The sequence below is a fragment of the Janthinobacterium sp. SUN128 genome (genome assembly GCF_030587275.1).
In the GTDB taxonomy this organism is placed as follows: Bacteria; Pseudomonadota; Gammaproteobacteria; order Burkholderiales; family Burkholderiaceae_D; genus Janthinobacterium; species Janthinobacterium lividum.
In genome coordinates, this window is sequence record NZ_JAPWHY010000001.1 from 2919177 (window position 1) to 2940136 (window position 20960).

General features: G+C 65.9%; 19 protein-coding genes. 5 read left to right on the forward strand and 14 right to left on the reverse strand.

The window, feature by feature from the left end; all coding sequences use genetic code 11:
- Positions 1-13 precede the first annotated feature (13 nt).
- The 8 genes from O3297_RS13245 to O3297_RS13280 form a co-directional block, all read right to left on the reverse strand.
- Positions 14-805, reverse strand: coding sequence for an ABC transporter substrate-binding protein (locus O3297_RS13245; protein WP_305048901.1), 792 nt, complete (start codon positions 803-805; stop codon positions 14-16).
- Between the two features lie 42 nt (positions 806-847).
- Complete coding sequence (gene tssA / locus O3297_RS13250) at positions 848-1879, reverse strand: type VI secretion system protein TssA (protein ID WP_305048902.1); 1032 nt, start codon at positions 1877-1879, stop codon at positions 848-850.
- A 20-nt stretch (positions 1880-1899) separates the two neighbouring features.
- Positions 1900-4542, reverse strand: a complete 2643-nt coding sequence (gene tssH, locus O3297_RS13255) for a type VI secretion system ATPase TssH (RefSeq protein WP_305048903.1) — start codon at positions 4540-4542, stop codon at positions 1900-1902.
- Positions 4539-5012 (reverse strand): type VI secretion system baseplate subunit TssE, encoded by a 474-nt coding sequence (tssE, locus tag O3297_RS13260; protein ID WP_151096535.1) that lies wholly within the window; start codon positions 5010-5012, stop codon positions 4539-4541. The genes tssH and tssE overlap by 4 nt, the downstream gene beginning before the upstream one ends.
- A gap of 66 nt (positions 5013-5078) precedes the next feature.
- A complete protein-coding gene (locus O3297_RS13265; RefSeq protein ID WP_034779593.1) occupies positions 5079-5570 on the reverse strand; it encodes a type VI secretion system tube protein Hcp in 492 nt (163 codons plus the stop codon).
- A 31-nt stretch (positions 5571-5601) separates the two neighbouring features.
- Positions 5602-7101: a type VI secretion system contractile sheath large subunit gene (gene tssC / locus O3297_RS13270; protein WP_151096536.1), complete on the reverse strand. Its 1500-nt coding sequence runs from the start codon at positions 7099-7101 to the stop codon at positions 5602-5604.
- Between the two features lies 1 nt (position 7102).
- Positions 7103-7612, reverse strand: coding sequence for a type VI secretion system contractile sheath small subunit (gene tssB, locus O3297_RS13275; protein ID WP_305048904.1), 510 nt, complete (start codon positions 7610-7612; stop codon positions 7103-7105).
- A gap of 37 nt (positions 7613-7649) precedes the next feature.
- Entirely contained in the window at positions 7650-8246 is a 597-nt protein-coding gene (locus O3297_RS13280) for a tetratricopeptide repeat protein (RefSeq protein WP_305048905.1), read from the reverse strand.
- Between the two features lie 278 nt (positions 8247-8524).
- On the opposite strand from O3297_RS13280, the gene tssJ reads away from it, so the two are divergent.
- From tssJ to icmH, 3 genes are read left to right on the forward strand one after another with little or no spacing between them, the layout of a single operon-like run.
- A complete protein-coding gene (tssJ, locus tag O3297_RS13285) occupies positions 8525-9124 on the forward strand; it encodes a type VI secretion system lipoprotein TssJ (RefSeq protein ID WP_305048906.1) in 600 nt (199 codons plus the stop codon).
- 50 nt (positions 9125-9174) lie between these two features.
- Entirely contained in the window at positions 9175-10545 is a 1371-nt protein-coding gene (tssK, locus tag O3297_RS13290; RefSeq protein ID WP_305048907.1) for a type VI secretion system baseplate subunit TssK, read from the forward strand.
- Positions 10542-11327: a type IVB secretion system protein IcmH/DotU gene (gene icmH, locus O3297_RS13295; RefSeq protein ID WP_305048908.1), complete on the forward strand. Its 786-nt coding sequence runs from the start codon at positions 10542-10544 to the stop codon at positions 11325-11327. The genes tssK and icmH overlap by 4 nt, the downstream gene beginning before the upstream one ends.
- 127 nt (positions 11328-11454) lie before the next feature.
- Here the strand turns inward: icmH and O3297_RS13300 are convergent, their stop codons facing one another.
- The 4 genes from O3297_RS13300 to O3297_RS13315 form a co-directional block, all read right to left on the reverse strand.
- The gene (locus O3297_RS13300; protein ID WP_305048909.1) at positions 11455-12234 is read right to left on the reverse strand and encodes an OmpA family protein; all 780 of its coding nucleotides are present in this window, start codon (positions 12232-12234) and stop codon (positions 11455-11457) included.
- Positions 12235-12243: 9 nt separating this feature from the next.
- Complete coding sequence (gene tagF / locus O3297_RS13305; RefSeq protein ID WP_305048910.1) at positions 12244-13224, reverse strand: type VI secretion system-associated protein TagF; 981 nt, start codon at positions 13222-13224, stop codon at positions 12244-12246.
- Entirely contained in the window at positions 13221-17063 is a 3843-nt protein-coding gene (tssM, locus tag O3297_RS13310) for a type VI secretion system membrane subunit TssM (protein ID WP_305048911.1), read from the reverse strand. The genes tagF and tssM overlap by 4 nt, the downstream gene beginning before the upstream one ends.
- Before the next feature lie 217 nt (positions 17064-17280).
- Positions 17281-18120, reverse strand: a complete 840-nt coding sequence (locus tag O3297_RS13315; protein WP_305048912.1) for a M15 family metallopeptidase — start codon at positions 18118-18120, stop codon at positions 17281-17283.
- A 135-nt stretch (positions 18121-18255) separates the two neighbouring features.
- Here O3297_RS13315 and O3297_RS13320 point away from each other — a divergent pair, with 135 nt between their 5' ends.
- The gene (locus tag O3297_RS13320; RefSeq protein WP_305048913.1) at positions 18256-18945 is read left to right on the forward strand and encodes a hypothetical protein; all 690 of its coding nucleotides are present in this window, start codon (positions 18256-18258) and stop codon (positions 18943-18945) included.
- A 26-nt stretch (positions 18946-18971) separates the two neighbouring features.
- On the opposite strand, the gene O3297_RS13325 is transcribed toward O3297_RS13320, so the two are convergent.
- The gene (locus tag O3297_RS13325) at positions 18972-19349 is read right to left on the reverse strand and encodes a VOC family protein (protein WP_092606235.1); all 378 of its coding nucleotides are present in this window, start codon (positions 19347-19349) and stop codon (positions 18972-18974) included.
- Positions 19346-20137: an alpha/beta fold hydrolase gene (locus O3297_RS13330; protein ID WP_070255744.1), complete on the reverse strand. Its 792-nt coding sequence runs from the start codon at positions 20135-20137 to the stop codon at positions 19346-19348. The genes O3297_RS13325 and O3297_RS13330 overlap by 4 nt, the downstream gene beginning before the upstream one ends.
- A gap of 325 nt (positions 20138-20462) precedes the next feature.
- Here O3297_RS13330 and O3297_RS13335 point away from each other — a divergent pair, with 325 nt between their 5' ends.
- The gene (locus tag O3297_RS13335; RefSeq protein WP_257219200.1) at positions 20463-20846 is read left to right on the forward strand and encodes a hypothetical protein; all 384 of its coding nucleotides are present in this window, start codon (positions 20463-20465) and stop codon (positions 20844-20846) included.
- Positions 20847-20960: the final 114 nt, after the last annotated feature.

Sequence of the window (20960 nt, forward strand, 5' to 3'; positions counted from 1 at the left end):
CAAGGTTGCAACGTCAGGGTTGCAATGCGTGGTCGACGATGCGGCGGATCGCGCCATTGTTCTGCATGCGCACGATGGCGGCATTGAATTGTTTGATAAAATCATCGCGATACGGGTAGGCGGCAGGCCGGCGTTCCGTAAAACCCAGGTGGCCCTGCTGGCTGGCCAGCTGTGCGGTTTCGTGTATCGCCTGCATCGGCGTGCCCGGCGGCCCCTCGCGCCGGATGCGCTGCAATTCCCACTGCGCCGACAGGCGGTCGCTGACATAGCAATCGATGCGCCCGCGCATCAGCTTGAGCAGATTCGTGCGCGTGCCCTTGGCCGTATCGAACACGATGTTGGCCGCTTGAACGGCAGCCGTCAGCTTCGCATCGCCCAGCAAAAAACCCGCGTTCACGCCGATGTGCAGGCCGCCGTAATCGGCGGGCCACTGCCGCAGCGTGCGTTTGGCCAGCACGTCCTGGTTGCACAGCACCACCAGCTGCTCCATCAGCAGCGGCACGGAATAGCGCACATACGGCCGCTCGCTGCGCCACGAATACGGTGGATACAGGGCAAACGCCTCGCCCGTCTGCAGCATCAGCACGCCCCGTTTCCAGGGCACGGGGCGCAGCTGCACCGCATACTGCGGCATCGATTGCACGGCTTCGCGCACGATCTCCGTGTAGATGCCTTTCATCTGGCCATGTTCAACATAGGAGTACGGCGGATAATCATCGTCGCCATAAATCACCAGCGGCACCGCAGCTCCGGCCCGCGCGCCGGCAGCGATGAACAGGCATAGCGCGGCAGGAAAAAAGAGCATTCTGAACATGCCCGAAGAGTAGCATGGAAGGGCCCAGCGCCATCACCCGTTTGCACTGTTCGTGCCCAGCATGTCGTCGAGCTGCGCCAGGGTGGCGGAGTCCTTCACGACGGCGCGCAGCCACAGGTGCAGCGGCAGCTCACCCCAGCTGGCGGCCTTCTCGGCCAGGTAGGCGACGGGGCTGTGTGGCTCCGTGCGGCGGAAGAAATCGGCGACCTGACGCAGCTGGGCCAGCGCTTGCTGGCGCTGCACGATGGCGCCCCCGCTGCCGCCAGCGCCCTGGCCAGCGGAGGGCGGCGCGCCGGCAAGATCCGCGCCTGGCGACAGCGGCGCGATGAAGTGAATGACGTTTTCCAGCGCTTCGCGCGCGGCGCGAAAACTCGGGCCATCAGCGCCGAAACGCGCATCGACGCTGCGCTCGAACGCCAGCAGCGATTGCATGCAGTACTGCGCATCGACCAGCAAGCCGTCGGAAAAGGCGCGCGTATTTCTTTGCCGCGCCGCCTCCATCTGCGCCAGGGTCGCCCCTTCGTCGTGCCGCGTATCGCCCCAGCCCTGATCCGCTGCGCCCTGCGCCAGGCTGGCGGCCGCGCGCTGGCGCGCCGCATCGAAATCCTGCGATGAAAACAGGCCATCTGCGCCTTCGGTCAGCGGGATCTCGCGCAGCAGCTGCGGCGTGCGTGACAGCAGCCAGAAGACATTGCCGATGCGCTGTTCCTGGTCACCCTCTTCCGCCAGCGGGTACAGGCCATCCCAGTAGCGCTCGCACAGGCCGGCCAGCAGCGCATAGCCATCGCCCAGGCCACGGAAGTGGCGCGTCTTCGCATGCGCCTCGGCCAGCCACACGGCCACGCGCAAATCCTTGCTGCGCGCCGCGATCAGCTGTTCGCAGCGCGTCGCCACGAAAGGCCAGTCGGCTTCCTTCAGCGCCGTCACCCACTCGCCCTGGTCCAGAGTGGGATCATCGTGCTGGCGCGCGCGCGCGATGGCGTCGAACTCCTGGCTGAAGGTGAGGTCTTCGCCGCATGGACTGACGGCGCTGACGGGGTGCAGCAATTGCTCCAGATTGAACATGGCGCTCTCCGGAAGATGGATTATCGGATCGTGTACTTGAACTGTCCCTGCTTATTCGCGCTGACGCGTATCGACGCCACCGGCTCGCCTCCTGCCATGCGCGCCAGCACCGCTTCGGCGATCGCCGGCAGCAAGCTGCCATTGAGGATCTGGTCGACATTGCGCGCGCCCGAATCAACCTCGGTGCAGCGCGCCAGCACGGCGTCGACCAGGCCCGCGTCATGGCTGAACTGCGCCTGGTGGTTGCGCGCGATGCGCGCGTCTATCCGCGCCAGTTTCAGCACGATGATCTCGGCCAGCACCGCGTCGTTCAGGGGATAGAAGGGCAGCACCTTCAGGCGCCCCAGCAAGGCCGGCTTGAAGTGCGCCACCAGTTGCGGGCGCACCAGTTCTTCCAGCGCGGCCGGCGTGGGCAAGTCCTGCGCTGCCCGGTTCAGGCAGGCGGCCATCATGGCGCCCGAACCGAGGTTCGAGGTGGCGATGATGATCGTGTTGCGAAAGTCGACTTCGCGCCCTTCCGCATCATCGAGCACGCCCTTGTCAAACACCTGGAAGAACAGTTCCAGCACGTCGGGATGGGCTTTTTCCGCTTCATCGAGCAGCACCACGCTGTAGGGCTGGCGCCGCACGGCTTCCGTCAGCACGCCGCCTTCTCCGTAACCGACATAGCCGGGTGGCGAGCCTTTCAGGCCGGCCACGCTGTGCGCTTCCTGGTACTCGCTCATGTTGATGGTAATGAGCTTGCGCTCGCCCCCATACAGCAGGTCGGCCAGCGCCAGCGCCGTTTCCGTCTTGCCCGTACCGGACGGTCCCGTGAACAAAAACACGGCTTGCGGCTTGTTCGGGTCGTCCAGGCTGGCGCGCGCCGTGCGCACGCGCTGCGCCACCGCCTCGATGACGTGGTCTTGTCCCAGCACCCGTTCGCGCAGCGCCCCATCCAGGGTCAGCACCGTGCGGATCTCGTCCTTGAGCATTTTTCCCAGCGGGATGCCGGTCCAGCCGGCGACGATGCCGGCCACCACCTGCGCATCGACTTCCAGCGGCGACAGCGGCGCGTCGCCCTGCAGGGCCGCCAGCTCGTCCTTCAGCGCCAGCAGGCGCGCCGCGCCGATCTCGCCCGGCCGCTCGCCGCGCAGCTGCGCGCGCAAGTCGCCGATCTGCGCCACCAGCGCCTTTTCGCGCTCCCAGCGCTGCGCCAGCGCCGCGACCGCCGCCTGCCCCTCGTCATGTTCGCGCCGCAGCTGCGCCAAGCGTGCGGCGCCGGCTTTATCGGGCACTTCGCCATCGGCCGCCTCGCGGGCCAGGGCGGCGATTTCCGCGCCGATGCGTTCCTGGCGCCGGTGCGCGTTTTCCAGCTGCGCCGGCGTGGCGCGCTGGCCCAGCGCCACCTTGGCGCACGCCGTATCGAGCACGCTGACGGCCTTGTCGGGCAGCTGTCGCCCGCTGATGTAGCGGTGCGACAGGCGCACCGCCTCGACGAGGGCGGCATCGCGCACACGGATGCCGAAATGGCGCTCCATCAGCGGCGCCATGGCGCGCAGCATGGCGCAGGCGATGTCTTCACTCGGCTCTTCCACCTTCACCACCTGGAAGCGCCGGGCCAGCGCCGCATCCTTTTCAAAATACTTTTTGTACTCGCTCCATGTGGTGGCGGCAATCGTGCGCAGGGCGCCGCGCGCCAGCGCCGGTTTCAGCAGATTGGCCGCATCGTTCTGCCCCGCCTGGCCGCCGGCGCCGATCATGGTGTGCGCCTCGTCGATGAAGAGGATGACCGGATGCGGGCTTTTCGCCACCTCGTCAATGACATTCTTCAGACGGCTTTCGAATTCTCCCTTCACGCTGGCACCGGCCTGCAGCAAGCCCATGTCGAGCGCGTGGATGTGCGCGCCCTGCAGCACCTCGGGCACGTCGCCGGCGGCGATGCGCAAGGCCAGGCCTTCCACCACGGCCGTCTTGCCCACCCCCGCCTCGCCCGTGAGAATCGGATTGTTCTGGCGCCGGCGCAGCAGGATATCGACGGCCTGGCGTATCTCCGCCTCGCGGCCGATCACGGGATCGAGCTTGCCATCGCGCGCCAGCTGCGTCAGGTCGGTGGTGAACTGGTCCAGCGCCGGGGTTTTGCTGGCCAGGGCAGTCAGCGGGTCGACGGCCGTTTCGGAAGGCTGCGGCACTGCCGCGCTTTCCTGCTCGCCGGAGCCGGCCGTCAGCTTGTCCGGATGGTGCTTCAATTGCTCCACGCTGAAACGGGCGAACAGCTTCGAGCCGCGGTACGCGAGCTGCGACAGCTCCGGTTCCGTCAGCAGCGCCAGCAACAGGTGGCGGCTGCGGATAGGCCCCGGCTGCGCCGTGTCCAGCGAGGCGATCAGCCAGGCGTGTTCGAACAGCAGCGGCAAATGGGGAGAGAACACGGGTGTGCGCGCGCTGCCCGTCCTGAAGCTGCCGATCTCGCGGCGCAGGTCCGCCTCCAGCGCCGTCAGGCTGATTTCGCTGCGCCGCGCGATGGTGACGAAATCGCTGCGCTCCTGTTCCAGCAAGGCCAAAAACAGGTGTTCGATATCGACTTCGTACTGGCCCAGGCCCACGCAGATGGCGGCGGCGCGGGTGGCGGCCGTGCGCGCCGTGTCATTGAACTTGGCGATCAGGGTTTTCAGGTTGTTGCTCATACGGCGACTCCCTTGCGGTTGATCGAATAGCGCAGCGACGACGGCTGCAGCACGGCGTCGAAATTGACCATCTCGCCGCCGGACCTCACGGCCAGGGTGCCGCTGATCACAAAGCCGACCCGGTTGATGGCGCCCGCTTCGCGCTCCAGGCGGGCGCGCACATTGCGCAGGCGCGGCTCGTGGCGTTCGATGGCCGCCTTCAGCGCGGCGCAGATGCGGGCGCGGTCATCGCTGCTGGACAAGCACATGCCGGCGAAATCGATCAGGCCATAGTTGACGATGGATGCCGCGCATTCCGGATAGGCGTCGAGCGCGCCGGGCGGCAGGGCCACGCGCGTGTTGAGCAGCTCTTCCAGGTCGCGCGCCACCGCATCCTTCAATTGTTCCAGCGACAGGCGCACCGCCACGCCGCCCGCCGCACCGCCGTCGCCCATCAGGCGGTCGAACAGGCCAGGTACATAACTGTCCATGCGCTCTCCTGAAAAGTCGGCACGGCGCGCGGGCGAAGGTGGCCGCCGCGCGCCGCGCACCATGGATCAAGCCACGCGGTTCGCGGCCAGGTCCCAGCCGCCCGAGGTATTGCCGCCGGCGCCGCCAGTCACTTTTTGCTGCGTGTATTTCCACTTCACTTTCGAGAACTTGAAGCCGACGTGTTCACCGAGGATATCGCCCTCTTCCACGTTCGGCGTCACGGCGCCGATCAGCACATTCTCGATTTCGATTTCAAAATACTTGACGCGCTCGCCCTGACCGTCGGCGCGCATGAATTCGAAGCGCGCCTTGGGGATGGTCTTGCCGGCCGAGCAGGTCTGCAGCAGCACCGGCGAGGCCAGGTCGGCCAGCTTGGAGATGACGATGTCCTTGTGCTCGCAGCGTTCGGCCGTGTGGCCGCCGCCCGTCGATGCGGTGGCGGACTTCGGCTGCGCGACGCTCCAGCTGACCGATTTGCATTCGATCCAGTCCTTGTGCTTGTCATCGGTGGACTCGCCCTTGATGCCGTCTATCTGCAGATATACATCGATTGCCATGGTGTGCTCCTCTGGTTGAAAGGTGGGTGGATCAGGAATTGGTCGACTTCGGCAACTCCGCGACCAGTCGGAGCGAAACGGATAACTCATCGAGCTGGAAGTGCGGCCGCAGGAACGACACGGCGCGGTACACGCCAGGCCGGCCCGGCACTTCATGCACCTGCACCGAGGCCTCGCGCAGCGGGAACTGCGCCTTCTGTTCCTGGCTGGCGTTATCGTCGAGCAGCACGTACTGCATCAGCCAGCGGTTCAGAAAATCCTCCACGTTGGAGGCGGCGGCAAAGCTGCCGATCTTGTCGCGCATCATCGCCTTCATGTAGTGGGCGATGCGCGAAACGGCAAAGATGTACTGCAATTGGGATGACAGCACCGCGTTCGCGTTGGCCGCGTCGCTGTTGTACTTGCGGCTCTTCTGCGCCGACTGCGCGCCAAAAAACGCCGCATACGCCGTGTTCTTGCAGTGCACCAGCGAGATGAAGCCCAGGTCCGACAATTCCTTTTCGCGGCGGTCGGTGATCGCCACCTCGGCCGGGCATTTCAGGGCCACGTCGCCCTCGTCCGTCTTGAAGGTGTGGGTCGGCAGGTCGTCCACCAGGCCGCCGCCCTCCACGCCGCGGATGGCGGCGCACCAGCCGTAGTCGGCAAAGGCGCTCGTCAGCTTGCAGCCGAACGCATACGCGGCGTTACACCACAGGTATTTGTGATGGTCGCTGCCATCGACTTCCTCGACAAAGTTAAAACCTTCGACCGTGGTGCCGTCGACGGGATTGAACGGCAGGCGGCCCAGGAAGCGGGGCAAGGTCAGGCCGACATAGCGCGCATCCTCGGATTCGCGGAAGGCTTTCCATTTCGCGTACTCGATGGTGTCGAACACCTTGGCCAGGTCGCGCGGCTTGCCCAGGTCGCCGTAGCTTTCCAGACCAAACAGTTCCGGCGCGGCCGAGGCGATGAAGGGCGCATGCGCGGCGGCGGCGATGTGCGACATCTGCTCGACGAAATACATGTCTTCCGGCTGGCGCGAGATGGCGAAGTCGCCCAGCAGCGCGGCGAATGGCGCGCCGCCGAAGGTACCGAATTCTTCTTCATACACCTTCTTGAACATGCTGCTCTGGTCGAACTCCAGCGCGGCCTGGAAATCCTTCACCAGTTCGCGCTTGGTGGCGTTGAACATGCGGATCTGCAGGCGCGTGCCCGTATCGGAATTCCCGACCAGGTAGCGCAGTCCCGTCCAGCTTTGCTCAAGCTGCTGGAACGGCGCCGCATGCATGATTTCGCTGAGCTGGGTGGAGATCAGGCGGTCGATTTCCGCCACGCGCCCGTCCAGGGTGGCCGACAGGCTGCTGGACATCAGCACCGTGCCATCGAGCACCTGTGCCACCAGCTCCGAGATCAGGTCGCGCGCGCGCGCATGTTCGGCGCCGGACTTGGCGACGCGGCTTTGCTCGACGATCTGGTCCAGCAAATCGGTGGCGGCCGGCGCATCGGATGCGGATACAGCGAGGGATTCTGGGGCTTCTGCCTGGGCGCTCATCTCAATCCTCCTGCGCCGGGAACTGCGGCTTCAGAATGGCCAGGCTGTCCGTGTTGTTCAGCACTTCCGTCAGCAAGTCTTCCAGCTTGTCGTTGCCGGCCAGCTTGTTGCGCAGGTCGGCCAGCTTGGTGCGCGCCTCGAGCAGCTTGCGCAGGGGCGCCACCTGGCGCACCACCGATTCGGGGCGGAAGTCGTCCATCGAACAGAAATGCAGGTCGACGGCGAACGTGCCGCCCGCCTCGCTGAGGCGGTTCGGCACGGCGAAACGCGCCACCGGCGCCACGCCGGCCAGCACCTCGTCGAAGTTGTCGCGGTCGAGGGCGACGAACTTGCGGTCCTTCAGGCGCTTTTTCTCGCTGTCCGGATTGCCGCCAAAGTCACCCAGCACGCCAACCACGAAGGGCAGCTCCTTGTTTTCAATCGCGTCGCCGATCTCGACGTCATAGGTCATTTGCACGCGCGGCGCGCGTATCTTCTGCAGGCGTTTCTGCACGCTGTCGGACTTGGGCATGTCGCTTCCTTTGCAAGGGGATGGTGGGGATGCTCGCTTATTTCAAGCCGCTGAACGGATCGGCCACGCTTGCCGGCGCTGCCGCGCCCTTCGCCGCCGGTGAGCCGGAGCCGGACATGGCAGCGCGCTTGCCGGCCGCCGGCGGGCGCTTGGCCGGCGGCACCAGCACGTCTTCGCCGATGCTCGCGCGCAGCAGCTTGGCCAGATCCTGCGCTTCCGAGCGCAGCGAGCCATTCAGATTGTTTTGCCGCGACAGGTCGGACAGCGCCTTGCCGGACAAACGCAAGCCGCTGACGGCGACGATGCTGTTGGCGACCTTGTCGTCCGGATCGCGTTCCAGCGCTTCGAGCGCATGGCCGATGGCGTCGCCGTACTGGCCGCGGTCGAACTTCATTTGCGCCATTTGCAGCCATGGCGCCTTGTCGGCCGGGTAACTGCTGCCGCCGGCCTTGAGCAGGGTCATGGCGCGCTCGTACTGGCCGGCACGCGCGGCCGCATCGGCATCGCTCATCACTTGCGCCAGGGTCGGCGCGGCAGGTTTTTGGGGCGCCGGCTGTTCTGGCGTGGCGCAGGCGGTCAGCAGCAGGGCGCTGGCGAGGCAGGCAATACGGGGCAACATGGTGGCTGGCTTCATCGGGGCATTCCTTCACGTGGAGGACGCTACCGCTGGGAAAGATGGGCGGCGCCTTGGTGGAGGCCATTATTGATCGCCATTTTTTTTGCCAAATTGAGATTAATCAGCAAAGAAGAAGTTCCACATCACAGCCGCGCGCAGCGACATGAATCCTGATCTGGCGCAGTAATTATCTTGATCGCAGGCGGACTTTGTGCCAACGCAAGCGGGTCGCCCCTGCATGCGCTTAAATGACTGCAACACTTTTATTTCCACCGCTCACCTTGCAAAGATCACCCATGCCATTTGACGCCCCGCTCCGCCGCCTGGCCCGCGCCACCGCGCCACTGCTGCCGGCCCTTCTGCTGGCCGGCTGTGCGGGCGGCGCCATCGGCACCCTGGCCAACGCGGCGCTGCAAGTGGCCGGCATGGCCAAGCCGCCAGCGGAACTGCCCGACGCGCAAAAGCCGCCGCGCAATGTCAGCATCCGCCTGCATGCGGCGCAGCGCCTCAACACGGATGCCGACGGCCGGCCGCTGGCGCTGGTGGCGCGCATCTACAAGCTGCGCCAGCGCGCCGCCTTCGAGCAGGCGCCCTACGACAGTTTCCTCGACGCGCAGCGCGAAAAGACCGCGCTGGGCGCCGACCTGATGGAAGTGAAGGAAGTGCTGCTGGTGCCGGGCCAGCGCTACGAAGTACAGGAAAAAGTCAGCAAGGAGGCATATTTCATCGGCGTGGTAGCCCTGTTCCGCGCGCCTGCGGTACAGCGCTGGCGCGCCACCTTTGTCGCAGCGGACGCGGAACGCGGCGGCATCACCGTCGGCCTGCACGCCTGCGCGCTCAGCGTCGCCAGCATGGATAGCGGCATGGCGCCGCTGGCTGCCCTGCGCTGCCAGTAGCGCAGGGCAGCAAGGCACACCGGCACGCCACACATTCAAGGAGAAACGAGATGGGCATGGCAGCGAAAATCTTGTGGGGAGAGGGCCTGTTCCTGCGGCCGCAGCATTTCCAGCGCCAGGACCAGTATCACGAAGCACGCCTGCATCACACGGCCAGCGCGCTGCATCCCTACCTGTGGGGCGTGGCGCACATGGCGTGGGACCTGGCGGCGCTGAAGACGGGCACCTTGCGCCTGCATGCCCTGTCGGCGATCTTCCGCGACGGCGAAGTGTTCGAGTCGCTGGGCGACGGCGCGCCCGGCAGCGATACCCTGCCCCTGCCGGTGGACCTGGAAGCGCTGCCACCGGCGGTGCAGGAAGTGACATATTACGCGGCGCTGCCCATCCTCAACCGCGAAGGCATGAATTACACGGCGCAGGCATCGACGGCAGGCATGCCGGCGGCCACGCGCTTTGCGCACGCCATGCGCGCCACGCCCGACCTGTTTACGGAGTCCGCCGTGGCCGACGTGGCCTACCTGAAGAAGACCGTGCGGCTGATTCCCGACAGCGAGGCACGTGCTTCCTACGATTGCCTGCCGCTGATCGCCCTGCGGCGCACGGTATCGGGCGGCTTCGAACCCGTGCCCTCGTTCATGGCCCCCAGCCTGGCCATCGCCGGCGCACCGCGCTTACAAGGCGTGCTGGAACACCTGCTCGACGCCTTGCAGGCGAAGGTGAGCGCGCTGCACGGCCACCACCGCGAACCGAGCCGCAACGTGATCGAGTTCCGCTCCGGCGACGTGTCCTCGTTCTGGCTGCTGCACACGGTCAGCACGGCCGCCGCCGCGCTGATGCACTATGTGCGCCATCCGGCCCTGCATCCGGAGCGCCTGTACGAAGCGCTGCTGGGACTGGCGGGCGGCCTGCTCAGCTACTCCAAGCATTACACGCTGGCCAGCCTGCCCGCCTACGACCACGCGCAACCGGGCGCCTGCTTCGACGCCATCGACGGCATCATCCGCGAACTGCTCGACACCGTCATCTCGTCGAAGTATTTTTCCATCGCCCTGCTCGAGGACCAGCCGTCGTACTACCTGGGCAAGCTCGATTCGGGCAAGATCGACCAGCACACCACCTTGTACCTGGCGATCCGCGCCGCCATGCCCGCCATCGAACTGGTGGACGTGGTGCCGCTGCGCGTGAAGGTGGGCGCGCCCGACGACGTGGAAAAATGCGTGCTCACGGCCATGCCCGGCCTGAAACTGTCACATGCGCCGCAAGTGCCGGCCGCCATTCCCGTGCGCCCCGACACCTATTATTTTGCGATTGAAAACCGTGGCGTGCTATATGAACAGATGCTCAAGGCGCAATCGATCTCCGTGTACGTGCCGGCCGGCATACGCGACCTGCAGCTGGAACTGATCGCGGTGACGGCATGAGCCAGCTCATCGAACGGCGCGCAGCGCCCTCCCTGCTGGGACAACGCGGTTCCACCCCAACCAGCAGCAGCCGGCATGCCGGCAGCGCCCTGCTGGACCTGATGCACGAAGGCTTTTACATGCTGTTCATGCTGAAGCACGGTTCGGCACCCGGCGACGAGCAAAGCTTCATGGACCGCATCACGGCCTTCCTCGACGACTTCGAGCGCGAAGCAAAAAAGATGCGCGCCGATGGCGACGATATCGAGGCAGCCAAGTATGCGTTTTGCGCGGCCGTCGATGAAATCATCCTGGCTTCGCCTTTCGCCCTGCGCAAGCAGTGGGAGCGGCGCCCGCTGCAGCTGCTGATCTTTGGCGACCAGCTGGCCGGCGAACACTTTTTCGACCGGCTCGACGCCTTGCGCGGCAAGGGCGCCATGCGCGTGCAGGCGCTGCAGGTCTTCCACATGTGTTTATTGCTGGGATTTCAGGGCAAGTATGCGATCGACGGCGGCGAAAAACTCAGCTACCTGACGGCGCGCCTGGGCGACGAGATCGCCCACATCAAGGGCAAGAGCCGCGGCTTCGCGCCGCGCGCGGAACGCCCCGACCAGGTGGTCAACAAGCGCGGCAGCGACGTGCCGCTGTGGGCGCTGTCGAGTTTTTTCGCCCTGCTGGCCATCTGCGCCTACCTGGGCCTGAAAACCCATCTGACGCGCGGCACGCAAACGACCCTGGCCGCGTATGCGGACCTGGTCAAGCTGGCGCCGCGCCCCGCGCACCTGACAATCACCCTGCCCTGAACACCTCACAGAACCTACTGCGCGTCGAGATTTGCGGCCTGCGATGCTCAATGTGCATTCGCACACCTGCGCTTCTCGGCCACAACTCTCATCCGCTCGCTACGGTTCTGTGAGGTGTCAAGCCAATCTATTGCGCAATACGGAACTCGATGCGCCGGTTCCTCGCCCGGCCATCGGCCGTGGCGTTGCTGGCCACGGGACGGTCCGGTCCCTGGCCCGACACCAGCACCGAATCGGCCGCGACGCCCTTGCTGGCCAGGTAGGCGCGCACGGCTTCGGCGCGCGCCTGGCTCAAGGCCACATTGCTGGCGCGCAGGCCCGTGTCGTCCGTGTGGCCGATCACCTCCACCTTGCGGCCCCGCAGCCTGAGCATGGCGGCCGCCATCTCGTCGAGGATGGCCAGGCCCGCCGGCGTGATGGACGCCTTGCCGCTGTCGAATTCGATGATGCGTTTGTCCAGCGCCGCATCGAGCAAGCCCTGCTCCGCCTCCGCCGCCTTGACCCGCAAGCCGTTGTTGACGACGTAGGTGGGATTGAGGCTGGTGGCGATGTCACTGGCGATCTGCTGGCGCTGCGCCTCGTTCGCCACTTCGCCGCGCACGCTGACGTTATTGCCGTCGATACTGATCTGCCCCCGTGAAATCAGCTTCAGGTTCGGCGCGATCAGCTTGTGCACGTAGGCGTTCCAGTTGGCCGGCACGGCCACGCTGCCGATGGCGATCTGATCGACCACGCGCTCGGCGCCATACAGTTCGCGCAGGCGGGCCAGCACGGCCGCCTTGCCCGCCTCGTCGGCCAGGGTGCCCGTGACAAGGATCTGCCCCGGCAGCGGCGTCTGGGGCGCTTGCGCCTGCGCGTGGCAGGGAGTGGCCGCACCAAGCAGCAGGAGAATGACAGGATATTTCATCGCAATCCTTCAGACAAAGGTATCGGCAAACATGGCGCAGGCCGAGCGCAGCGACAGCTGTTCCTGCTGCAGGCAGGCGGAAAACTGGCGCAGGGCGGCATCGCGTCCCAGCTGCTCCTCGACCCAGTCCAGCTGGTCGAACACGATCAGCCGTTCGCAGCCGGCCTGCGGATCGATCAGCGCGCGCAAGCCATGCGGGTCGGCGCCGCAAAAGCCGATCACCAGCACGGGCGCCTCGTCGAGGTGGGAAAAGAACAGCGCCAGTTCGAAATCGGCCAGGCTCAGAAAAGGCGCGATCAGGTGCAGCCACAAGCTGGCCACCAGGTCGCGCAGCTGCGCGTCCTGCGGCAGCGGCAGCACCAGGCTTTTTTCCAGGCGCGGCAAGCCGCTCTGGCGCACCGGCTGCAGCAGCATGCCCAGGCCCAGCAGCAGTTCGCGCACCGTCACGGGAAACGCGGGCGATGCCAGCAGCGTCTGCAAGCCGTGCACCGTCTGCGCCTGCAGGAAGGCAGCCAGCCGCGCCGCGTGATCAGGTGCCGCCGGTTCGACTTCGACCACGTTGCCGGCCAGCGCCAGCAGGGCCGGCCCCGGTTCGGCGCTGGCCACGATGCCTTGCGACAGCTGCTCCACCCGCTGCCACAGCGGCGCCAGCGCCAGCGGGCTGCAAGCGACAAAGGTCTCCGCGTCATCGACTTCCAGCGCGCCCATGGCCATGAAGGGAAAGCGCCGCAACGACTGGTCATTGCTCGCTTCCAGGCGCCCGGCGATGGCGCGCCGGCTGCGCGTGCCGACGAAGGCAAAGCGCAGCGGCGGCAAGGCGTCGTAATTGAGCTTCCAGCGCGGTTCCACCGTCAGGGCAGTCATGACCTGCGCCAGCCAGTCGTCGAGCAGCTGCACCAGCGCGTGATTGTCGCAAGCCTTGATGAAGTCGCCCCGCGCGGGAATCTTGCCAAAGTAGCCGAGGCGCACCTGCTGCGCCGCGCGCATCATGGCGAAACTCCGGGCATGACTGCGGCGGCGATGGCCTGCGCGGGAGGCGCGGGGGACGCGGCAGAAGCACCGGGCGCGCCGACGATCGTCTCGGGCAGCTGCATGCCGCGAAAGCCCTGCTCCTGCACCGCCGTGGCGGATCCCGCGCCCGTCGTCTCGGCGCTGCTGGTGATTTTCAGGTCGACCGCCACGGCCACCTCGCCGCGCGCCCAGCGCAGTTCAAACACGCCGCCATCCTTGCGCTTCTTGGCCGCCGCGTCGATCATGCGCTTCAAGCCGAATTGCCCCGGCTCGTTGAACAGTTCCACCGTGCGCCCGTCGAAGGTGACGGCCGTGATGCGCGCGCCCTGCTGGCCCGCCGCGCCTTGCGGGCCCGGATGGACCATGTTCGTCCACTGCGCCGGGGTGTTGCGGTAGCGCAGCTGCTGGCCGTCGATCTCCACCGTGTATTCCAGGGTGCCCGGCGCGGGCGACGGCTGGATCTGGAAGATGGTTTGCGCCGCCGTCGACGTGGCCGCCACGCCGCCCGCGCCCAGCGGCGCGATCCAGCCGGGGAAACGCGCCACCACCTGCGGCGACAGGCTGATGCCCATGTCGGCCCAGGTGCGCGGCGCCAGCACGTCGCCGCGCCGCACCACCAGCGGGCCCATGGACGTGGTGACGAATTTCGCCACCAGGCCTTCCGGGCCGAAGAACTGGCCGATCTCGAGGTTGCTCGCCTCGATGCGCGCCGTGGGCGCGAATGGATATTTGTTGGCCAGCGATTTCTGGAACGGTTCATACACCTGCGCCGCCCAGGTCTTGTTGATATCGAGTTCGGCCGGCGCGACGATGACGGCAAAGGTCTGCATCAGCGGGCGCACGAGGATGGGACGGATCGCCTGCTTTTGCGCGTCGCTCATCCCCGTGAGCACCTGCTCGTCGACCAGTTTCAGGGCGTCGGCCAGTTCGGAACCGCTGCCCTCCAGGGTCTGCTGCATGAACTGGCGCGCGCCCGGCCCCGCGTCGCCCTGGTTCTTCAGCTGGTTCAAACGGCTGCGCAGTTTCGACAGCGCTTCCAGGTAGGCGCGCATCAGGGATGCATTGTTGTCCCTGGCCGCCACCAGCTTGCCCACGCCCGCAAATTCGCGCCCCACGGGTCCCATGGGCTTGTCCAGGCGGGCCGGGTCGAGCTGCGCATTGAGAGCGGCGGGACTGGCCGTCAGCGGCGACGGCGCACGGCGCAGCACGGTTTCCTTGAACCAGGCGACGATGCCCCGCTCGGCCTGGCGCAACTGGGCATTCTGCAGCGCCGGGTTGTCCCATGAGGTTTCCTGATAGATGGTCGTCAGCAGCCTGGCAATCGGCGACGACTGCGGGTCGCCCAGGCGGTTCATCGCCTGCACGGCGCCGTCAAAACCTTGCAGATCGGCGACGGCCACGCCCTGCACGAATTTTTGCCACTCGCGCGCATAGTCGGCCTTGTACATGGCCACCAGGTTTTTCTCGATCTGCTCGGGACTGCCTTCCAGGGTCAGGTCGTCGGTGGAGGCGCTTTTCAGCACCCAGTCGGCGCTTTGCAGCTCGCGGTTGGCGGCATCGCGAAACGCGCCCTCGACGAACTTTTCCCAGGCCTGGCGCGTAAAGGCGCCGGAGACGGCGTAACTACCCGCCAGCAGCGCCTGATCCTGTTCGCCGACGATGCGCGCCACCGTCATGCCGGGAAAGCGCGTCGAGGCGCGCGCCTTGACGTCGGCATACACGCGCTCGCGCGCCGGCATGCCGCGCACCACGCGGCGCAGGTTTTCGCGCGCCTGGTCGACCAGCGCCAGCTTCTGCTCGATGCGCGGCCAGGACGGATCGCCGATCTGCGCCAGGTAGAACGTCAGCAGCCGTTCGGCGCTGCGTATCATCTGCTCGCGCGGCATGGCGCCCCGGTTGCCCTCCAGCCAGGCACGCCAGAAACGCGTCAGCTGGTCATTCAGGTGGCTGCTTTCCGCATGCGTCTTATCGGCCAGCATCAGATAGGTTTTCAGCGCGTTGTAGGCATCTTCCACATTCGTCGCGCTGGCCGCCTGGTACTGGACGCTGCGCGGTGCCGCGGACGCTGCTGGCGCGGCGGCCGGCGTCTGCGGCGTGCGCGCCGTGGGCTGCAACTGGTCCGCGCTGGCGTTCATTTCAAACAGCAAGGCTTCCAGCGCGCCCGCCACGGGGCCGAGCATGACCTGGCGCGCACCGGCAAAATATTCCTCGCGCAGCTTGCGTTCAAGCAGCTCGCCCTGGTACAGGCCCAGGCGCAGGGACCACGGCCGTTGCGTGCGGTACGCTTCCAGCTGCTCGATGCGGTCCTGCAAGATCTCGAGCGCTTCCAGGCGCGACTGCAAGTCCAGGCGCCGCTCCTGCAGCTTCACCACTTTATTCAAATCGGCCTCGACGTTGGCCACCAGTTGCCGGTTGCCCAGGTAGGACCAGCTCCAGCCGCCCAGGCAGGCGCCCAGCGACACCGTGGCGGCAAAGAACACGGCATATTTGAAGCGCAGCTTGGCGCGGTTGGCATAGTTGGCCACCAGGTGCTTGTCGGCAAAAATCACCTTGCGGAACAGCTCCAGCAGGAAATAGCCATGCTGGCGCGCGCCGGACGGTACCGCGGCCGGGGCCGGCGCGAAGGCCAGGTCGAAGCGGCGCGCCACCTGCTGCGAGGAGGCACTGACGGGCTCGCCTTCCTGCAGCGCGCTGGTAAAGTAAAAGCCGCGGAACACGGGCTGGAACTGGAACGGGTTTTCCTCGAACAGGGTGGCGATGAAGGCGCGCAAGGCCGGCTTGATGGCGGCAAATTCCAGCGGAAAGGTAAAGATGCCGGGCGCCATCGTCTTGCGTTGCCGGTGCGCCATGTTGGCCAGGCTCAGTTCCGTCAAGCCATCGTGCAATTCATCGAAACCCTGATCGAAAAACGCCAGCAAATCCGCCGTGGGCAACTTGCGCTGGTAGGGCATGGTGGCGCCCCAGACACGCTCGCGCTCGCTACGCTCGGCATCCGCGAAAAACTCCGTGAAGCCGGCGATCAGGTCCGCCTTGGTAAACACGATGTACAGGGGCGCGAACACTTCCAGGCGTTCGATGACGTCCTGCACGCGCTTGCGCAGGCTGCGCGCCAGTTGCATGCCGACATCAGGGTCGCCTTTCAATTCGGCGATGCTGACGGCGATGAGGATGCCGTTGATGGGCGCCTTGCGCCGGTATTTTTTCAGCAGGTCGAGAAAGCCGAACCACTCGCCGCGGTGCTCGTCGACGACGGAGTAGCGTCCCGCCGTGTCGAGCACGATGCCGTCCGTGGTGAAAAACCAGTCGCAGTTGCGCGTGCCGCCCACGCCTTGCACGATCTTGCCGTCGGCAAAGGGAAACTGCAGGCCCGAATGCAGGATGGCGCTGCTCTTGCCGGCGGCCGGATTGCCGATGATCATGTACCACGGCAATTCGTACAAGGCGGCGGCGCCCGATTTGAGACCCAGCTTGGACGTCTTGATGGTCTCGATGGCGGCCAGCATGCCCGTGCGCACGGCGTCGAGTTCCCCCCGCTGGGTGCTGCCGGCAGTGGATGCCGAAGCGGCTTGCGCGGCGGCGATCTCGGCTTCGTTGAGGATGGCCTGCCCCAGCGCCTGCGCATCGCGCCGCGCGCGGCGCCGGCGCCACAGCCACAGGCCCAGCCACGTGACCAAGGCCAGCAGCAGTAAGGCCAGGGCCCAGACCAGCGCCACTTCCAGCACTTCGGCGCCCAGGTACAGGAACACGGCCAGCGCCATGAAGCCGAGGATGGTCAGATTGCAGCTGTCGGTGAGGAAATGCCAGATTCTTCGCAGCATGATGAGCCCAGGGTGAGGTCGCAAAGCAGGAGGAACGCCGCCGCGCAGCGAGGCGGATTCGGCCCATGCTGACAGCAATGCGGCGCGCCTTTGTTGACATATGACAAGTACCAGGTGCCAGCGCGCGGCAGGCGCTGGCCTGCCATTGACGCCGCGCAAGTAAGCTTGCAGCGGTGAAAATCAGGCCGAAACCCGGCGCTAGAATGACTGGCGCGGCTTACTTGCCCAGCACGCGCGGTTGCGGCAATTCCGTGTGGCCAAAATCCATCATGGTCCAACGCCCGCCCCAGCGCAGGCCCACCGATTCGGCAGTCACGCCATATAAACGGTAGCCGCGCATGGCCCAGGCATTTTTTTCAGAAATGATGAGCTTTCCTTCATGCATGAATGCGCAATCGGCCGCCAGGCCATACTGGTGATAGCTTTGAAACGCCCTCGCGTTCGTCACGTTCGGGCCGGCCGCCGCCAATTGATCCTGGCGCGCAGGGCTGCGATAACCTTCCAGCAAGACCATGTCGTAGCCATGCACGTCTTTCATGATCTTGAAGACCAGCAGCAGGCGCTGCGCGAAATCGTGGTCGAGCAATTGCCAGTTGCGGCTGGCGCCGCCCAGCAGCGGGCGCAGCTGCGTTACTTCCGCCGTGGAAAACAGCAGCGGCGGCAAGGCCGGCGGCGGCACCAGCTGCTCGCCCTTCAGCAAATCGCTGACCTGGTCATTGATCGCGTGTTGCTGGTCGGCATAGCCGCGCAAGGCGATGCGGTCGCTGGACAGCCAGGCCAGCAGCGGCGGCACGATGACCAGCACGCTGCCCGCCAAACTCAGCCAGCGATGCAGCCACAGCAGCTGCCAGGCGCGCGCCATGCCCGAGCCCGTGTGCCGCTGCACGCGTTGCCACTGCGCGCCGCTGCCGCCCTTCAGGTGCTGCGCGCGCCGCTGCATGCGCCAGCCCAGGTTGACGAGCGTGTGCAGCACGATGGCGCGGCCGCCGGGAAACAGCAGCAGCCAGCAGGCAAGACAGGCGAGCAGGAAATACATCAAGACCAGGGCGACGAACATGGGCGCTCCGTGACGGGAATAGCGGGGGCCGGGCAGCATGCTCGGCGGCATCGCTAGATCGTAGGCGTCCGAGGTCCGCATGAGCGCGGTTTACATCAAGGTCAGTCGAGTTTGTTCCACTGCGGAGGTGATATTTTGTCTTTACTGAAAAACGGGGATGGCCAGGCGCGCAGCCCTGACCTGTTGAGCAAGACCGGCGCGGCTGGCGCGCGCATCGAAGGCAAGGGCATCCTGTCGCAGCTCGAACACGGCATCGCCGCGCCTGTGGCCAGACCTGCACTGCGCTGGCGCCCCGGCTGGCGGCACTGGGCCGCTGGCGCGCTGTGCCTGGTGGTGCTGATCACGGCCGTGCTCGCGTATGACACGGACGTCCTGCCCCTGCCCCTGCCGCCGGCGCCCGTCACGGCGGTGACTGAGGCTCCGCCCGCAATGCCGGCGCCAACGGTGCCGCCGCACGCGTCGCAGGCGGCCACCATCGTCAATACGGCGGGACCGCCCTTGCCTGCGATGGCCGCCACGACAGCAAGCGCACCGCACAAGACGCTACCGCCCGTGCGCCAGGCCGCCGCGCGCCCTCAGGGACCGAGGCCGGTTGCCGCGCCCGGCGACAGCGACGTGACCTTGCTGACGGCGATGGTGGCCCATGCGCACCGGCAAGAAAGCACGGCGGCGCCCGTGCGCGACGTGGTGCTGCGCCAGCGGGAGGGGGAGCAGGAAACGGCGGAACTGTTGCGGCGCTGTCAGCAGCTGGGCCTGATCGAAGGCATGCTGTGCCGCTCGCGCATCTGCTCGGGCCGCTGGGACAGCGATCCCGCCTGCCATTGATGGGTATTGCCGGCGGTTGACGAACCTCAGGCGCGTTCGGACACTTCGATCAGGTTGCGGTCCGGGTCGCGCAGATACACGGAGCGGATGGGCCAATTGGCGCCCGTGCGGGCCACCGGTCCCTCCTCGATGGCAATCCCCAGCGCCGCCAGGTGGGCGATGAACGCGTCGAGCGGCACGGCGGCGATGAAGCACAGGTCCAGCGAGCCGGGCGTGGGCAAGTCCGCCTTGGGCAGGAATTCCTTGCCGGCCTCATGCAGGTTGATTTTTTGCGCGCCAAACTTGAACGCATGGCGGCCGGCGCCAAACGTTTCCAGCTGCATGCCCAGCACGCGCGTATAGAAATCGATGCAGGCGGGCTTGTCGCGGGTGGTCAATACCAGGTGATCCAGGTGGTCTATCATACAGTTCTCGGGTGAGTGGCCGCGTCCATGCGACCTTGCAAAAAACCTTCCATCAGCGCCAGCAGTGCCTGCGGCTGCTCCTGGTGCGGCGTATGGCCGCACTGCTCGACAATGGCGGGCACGGCGTTGAGCGCCTGCGCCACGATCGTGTCGACCTGGGCCGCGCTGCCGTACTGGTCCTCGCTGCCCTGCACCACCAGCGCCGGACATTCGACGGAGGGCAGCAGGTATTCGATGTTCCAGAACTGGAAACCATAACTGAGCCAGGTATCCGACCAGGCCTTGAAGATGGTCTCCGTCTTGTCGCCATGGTATTTCGCCAGCGCGCGCAGCTTGCCCGCGCCAAACGCCGCATCCGCCACGCGGATGCCATCGAGCGTGATGCCCTCGACAAACACGTGCGCCGCTTCGGTGATGATGCCGCGCAAGCGCGGCGGCTGCTGCGCCGCATAGATCAGGGCAATGCTGCCGCCATCGGAGTGGCCGACGAGAAAATGGTCCTGTCCCGGCAGCAGTGCCGCGAGCACCTGCGGCAGCTCGCACAGCGCGTAGTCGTGCAAATAATGGAGTTGGCGGCGCGCCGCCAGCGGCGACGACTGCCCATAGCCATGGCGGTCATACAGCAAGCCGCGGCACCCCGTCGCCTGGCATAGCTGCGCGGGGAAATCTTTCCACATCGCACAGCAACCGAGTCCCTCGTGCAGGAATACCAGGCAAGGCTTGGCGGGGTCGCCTTCGATCAATTCGTAATAGATATCGGTTTCGGCACTCAGGTTCAGTATCGGCATGGGCTAGGCTCGCATCGGCAGGTCGGCTGGGCCTATTGTGCCATTGTCCTGCACGGCATGCGTGGCGCCCCGTAAAAATAGCCTGCTGGAAAAGATATTCCCGCCTGCTTGCAAGGTGTTTGCGCCAGCACAAGTGTGCGCCGTTTTTCCGGCGGCGCCGCGCGCTTTTTGCCCGCGCGTTTGCCTAGAATGGCTTACTCCAACAGCATGGAGCAGGCGGCTACCTTATCAGCCAGGACGTGACACTGGCCGTCACGGCAACAGATAAGGCGTCTTGCCGCACGACGACAGGCGCGGCGTCCAAACTATCGATCAGGAGTACATCATGGAAATGAAAGTAGAACACCGCACCGGCAGCAACCTGGCACTGGAAGAAACCGATGCGCCGATGGAACAGGAAGGCAAGAGTGCAAAAGGCGCTGCCGCACAAGACTTGAACCTGAGCCCCGCCGCCTTCACCACCTATTACACGTGGACGGCCAATGGCGTGCATCCTTCGGTCAACTTCGCCAATGCCAACGTGAAGGCCAATTCGCGCGTATTGCTCAACATCAGCGAGTATGCCGCGACGCCCCAGGACCGTTTTATCGGCTCAGCCCGCATGGCCGTGTACAACATCGCACCGTATAACGGCGGTTTCCGGGCCTGGGTGGATATCTCGTGGGGCAGCCCGCTGAAGGTGCGTTTCGACGTGTTTGTGGATCCCTGATCCGGGAAACACTGCGCGCGCCCCCGCCACCAGCGGGCCGGCATCGCGCACGTCGCCAAGGCACTGAAGCAATGGCCAGCGCGAACGGGAAACCGTGCGCGCATGACAAAAGGG

What these genes read in the sequence shown, in the direction of transcription:
- O3297_RS13245 (WP_305048901.1), bottom strand. Translation starts at nt 805, where the DNA reads ATGCTCTTTTTTCCTGCCGCGCTATGCCTGTTCATCGCTGCCGGCGCG.
- tssA (WP_305048902.1), bottom strand. Translation starts at nt 1,879, where the DNA reads ATGTTCAATCTGGAGCAATTGCTGCACCCCGTCAGCGCCGTCAGTCCA.
- tssH (WP_305048903.1), bottom strand. Translation starts at nt 4,542, where the DNA reads ATGAGCAACAACCTGAAAACCCTGATCGCCAAGTTCAATGACACGGCG.
- tssE (WP_151096535.1), bottom strand. Translation starts at nt 5,012, where the DNA reads ATGGACAGTTATGTACCTGGCCTGTTCGACCGCCTGATGGGCGACGGC.
- O3297_RS13265 (WP_034779593.1), bottom strand. Translation starts at nt 5,570, where the DNA reads ATGGCAATCGATGTATATCTGCAGATAGACGGCATCAAGGGCGAGTCC.
- tssC (WP_151096536.1), bottom strand. Translation starts at nt 7,101, where the DNA reads ATGAGCGCCCAGGCAGAAGCCCCAGAATCCCTCGCTGTATCCGCATCC.
- tssB (WP_305048904.1), bottom strand. Translation starts at nt 7,612, where the DNA reads ATGCCCAAGTCCGACAGCGTGCAGAAACGCCTGCAGAAGATACGCGCG.
- O3297_RS13280 (WP_305048905.1), bottom strand. Translation starts at nt 8,246, where the DNA reads ATGAAGCCAGCCACCATGTTGCCCCGTATTGCCTGCCTCGCCAGCGCC.
- tssJ (WP_305048906.1), top strand. Translation starts at nt 8,525, where the DNA reads ATGCCATTTGACGCCCCGCTCCGCCGCCTGGCCCGCGCCACCGCGCCA.
- tssK (WP_305048907.1), top strand. Translation starts at nt 9,175, where the DNA reads ATGGGCATGGCAGCGAAAATCTTGTGGGGAGAGGGCCTGTTCCTGCGG.
- icmH (WP_305048908.1), top strand. Translation starts at nt 10,542, where the DNA reads ATGAGCCAGCTCATCGAACGGCGCGCAGCGCCCTCCCTGCTGGGACAA.
- O3297_RS13300 (WP_305048909.1), bottom strand. Translation starts at nt 12,234, where the DNA reads ATGAAATATCCTGTCATTCTCCTGCTGCTTGGTGCGGCCACTCCCTGC.
- tagF (WP_305048910.1), bottom strand. Translation starts at nt 13,224, where the DNA reads ATGATGCGCGCGGCGCAGCAGGTGCGCCTCGGCTACTTTGGCAAGATT.
- tssM (WP_305048911.1), bottom strand. Translation starts at nt 17,063, where the DNA reads ATGCTGCGAAGAATCTGGCATTTCCTCACCGACAGCTGCAATCTGACC.
- O3297_RS13315 (WP_305048912.1), bottom strand. Translation starts at nt 18,120, where the DNA reads ATGTTCGTCGCCCTGGTCTTGATGTATTTCCTGCTCGCCTGTCTTGCC.
- O3297_RS13325 (WP_092606235.1), bottom strand. Translation starts at nt 19,349, where the DNA reads ATGATAGACCACCTGGATCACCTGGTATTGACCACCCGCGACAAGCCC.
- O3297_RS13330 (WP_070255744.1), bottom strand. Translation starts at nt 20,137, where the DNA reads ATGCCGATACTGAACCTGAGTGCCGAAACCGATATCTATTACGAATTG.
- O3297_RS13335 (WP_257219200.1), top strand. Translation starts at nt 20,463, where the DNA reads ATGGAAATGAAAGTAGAACACCGCACCGGCAGCAACCTGGCACTGGAA.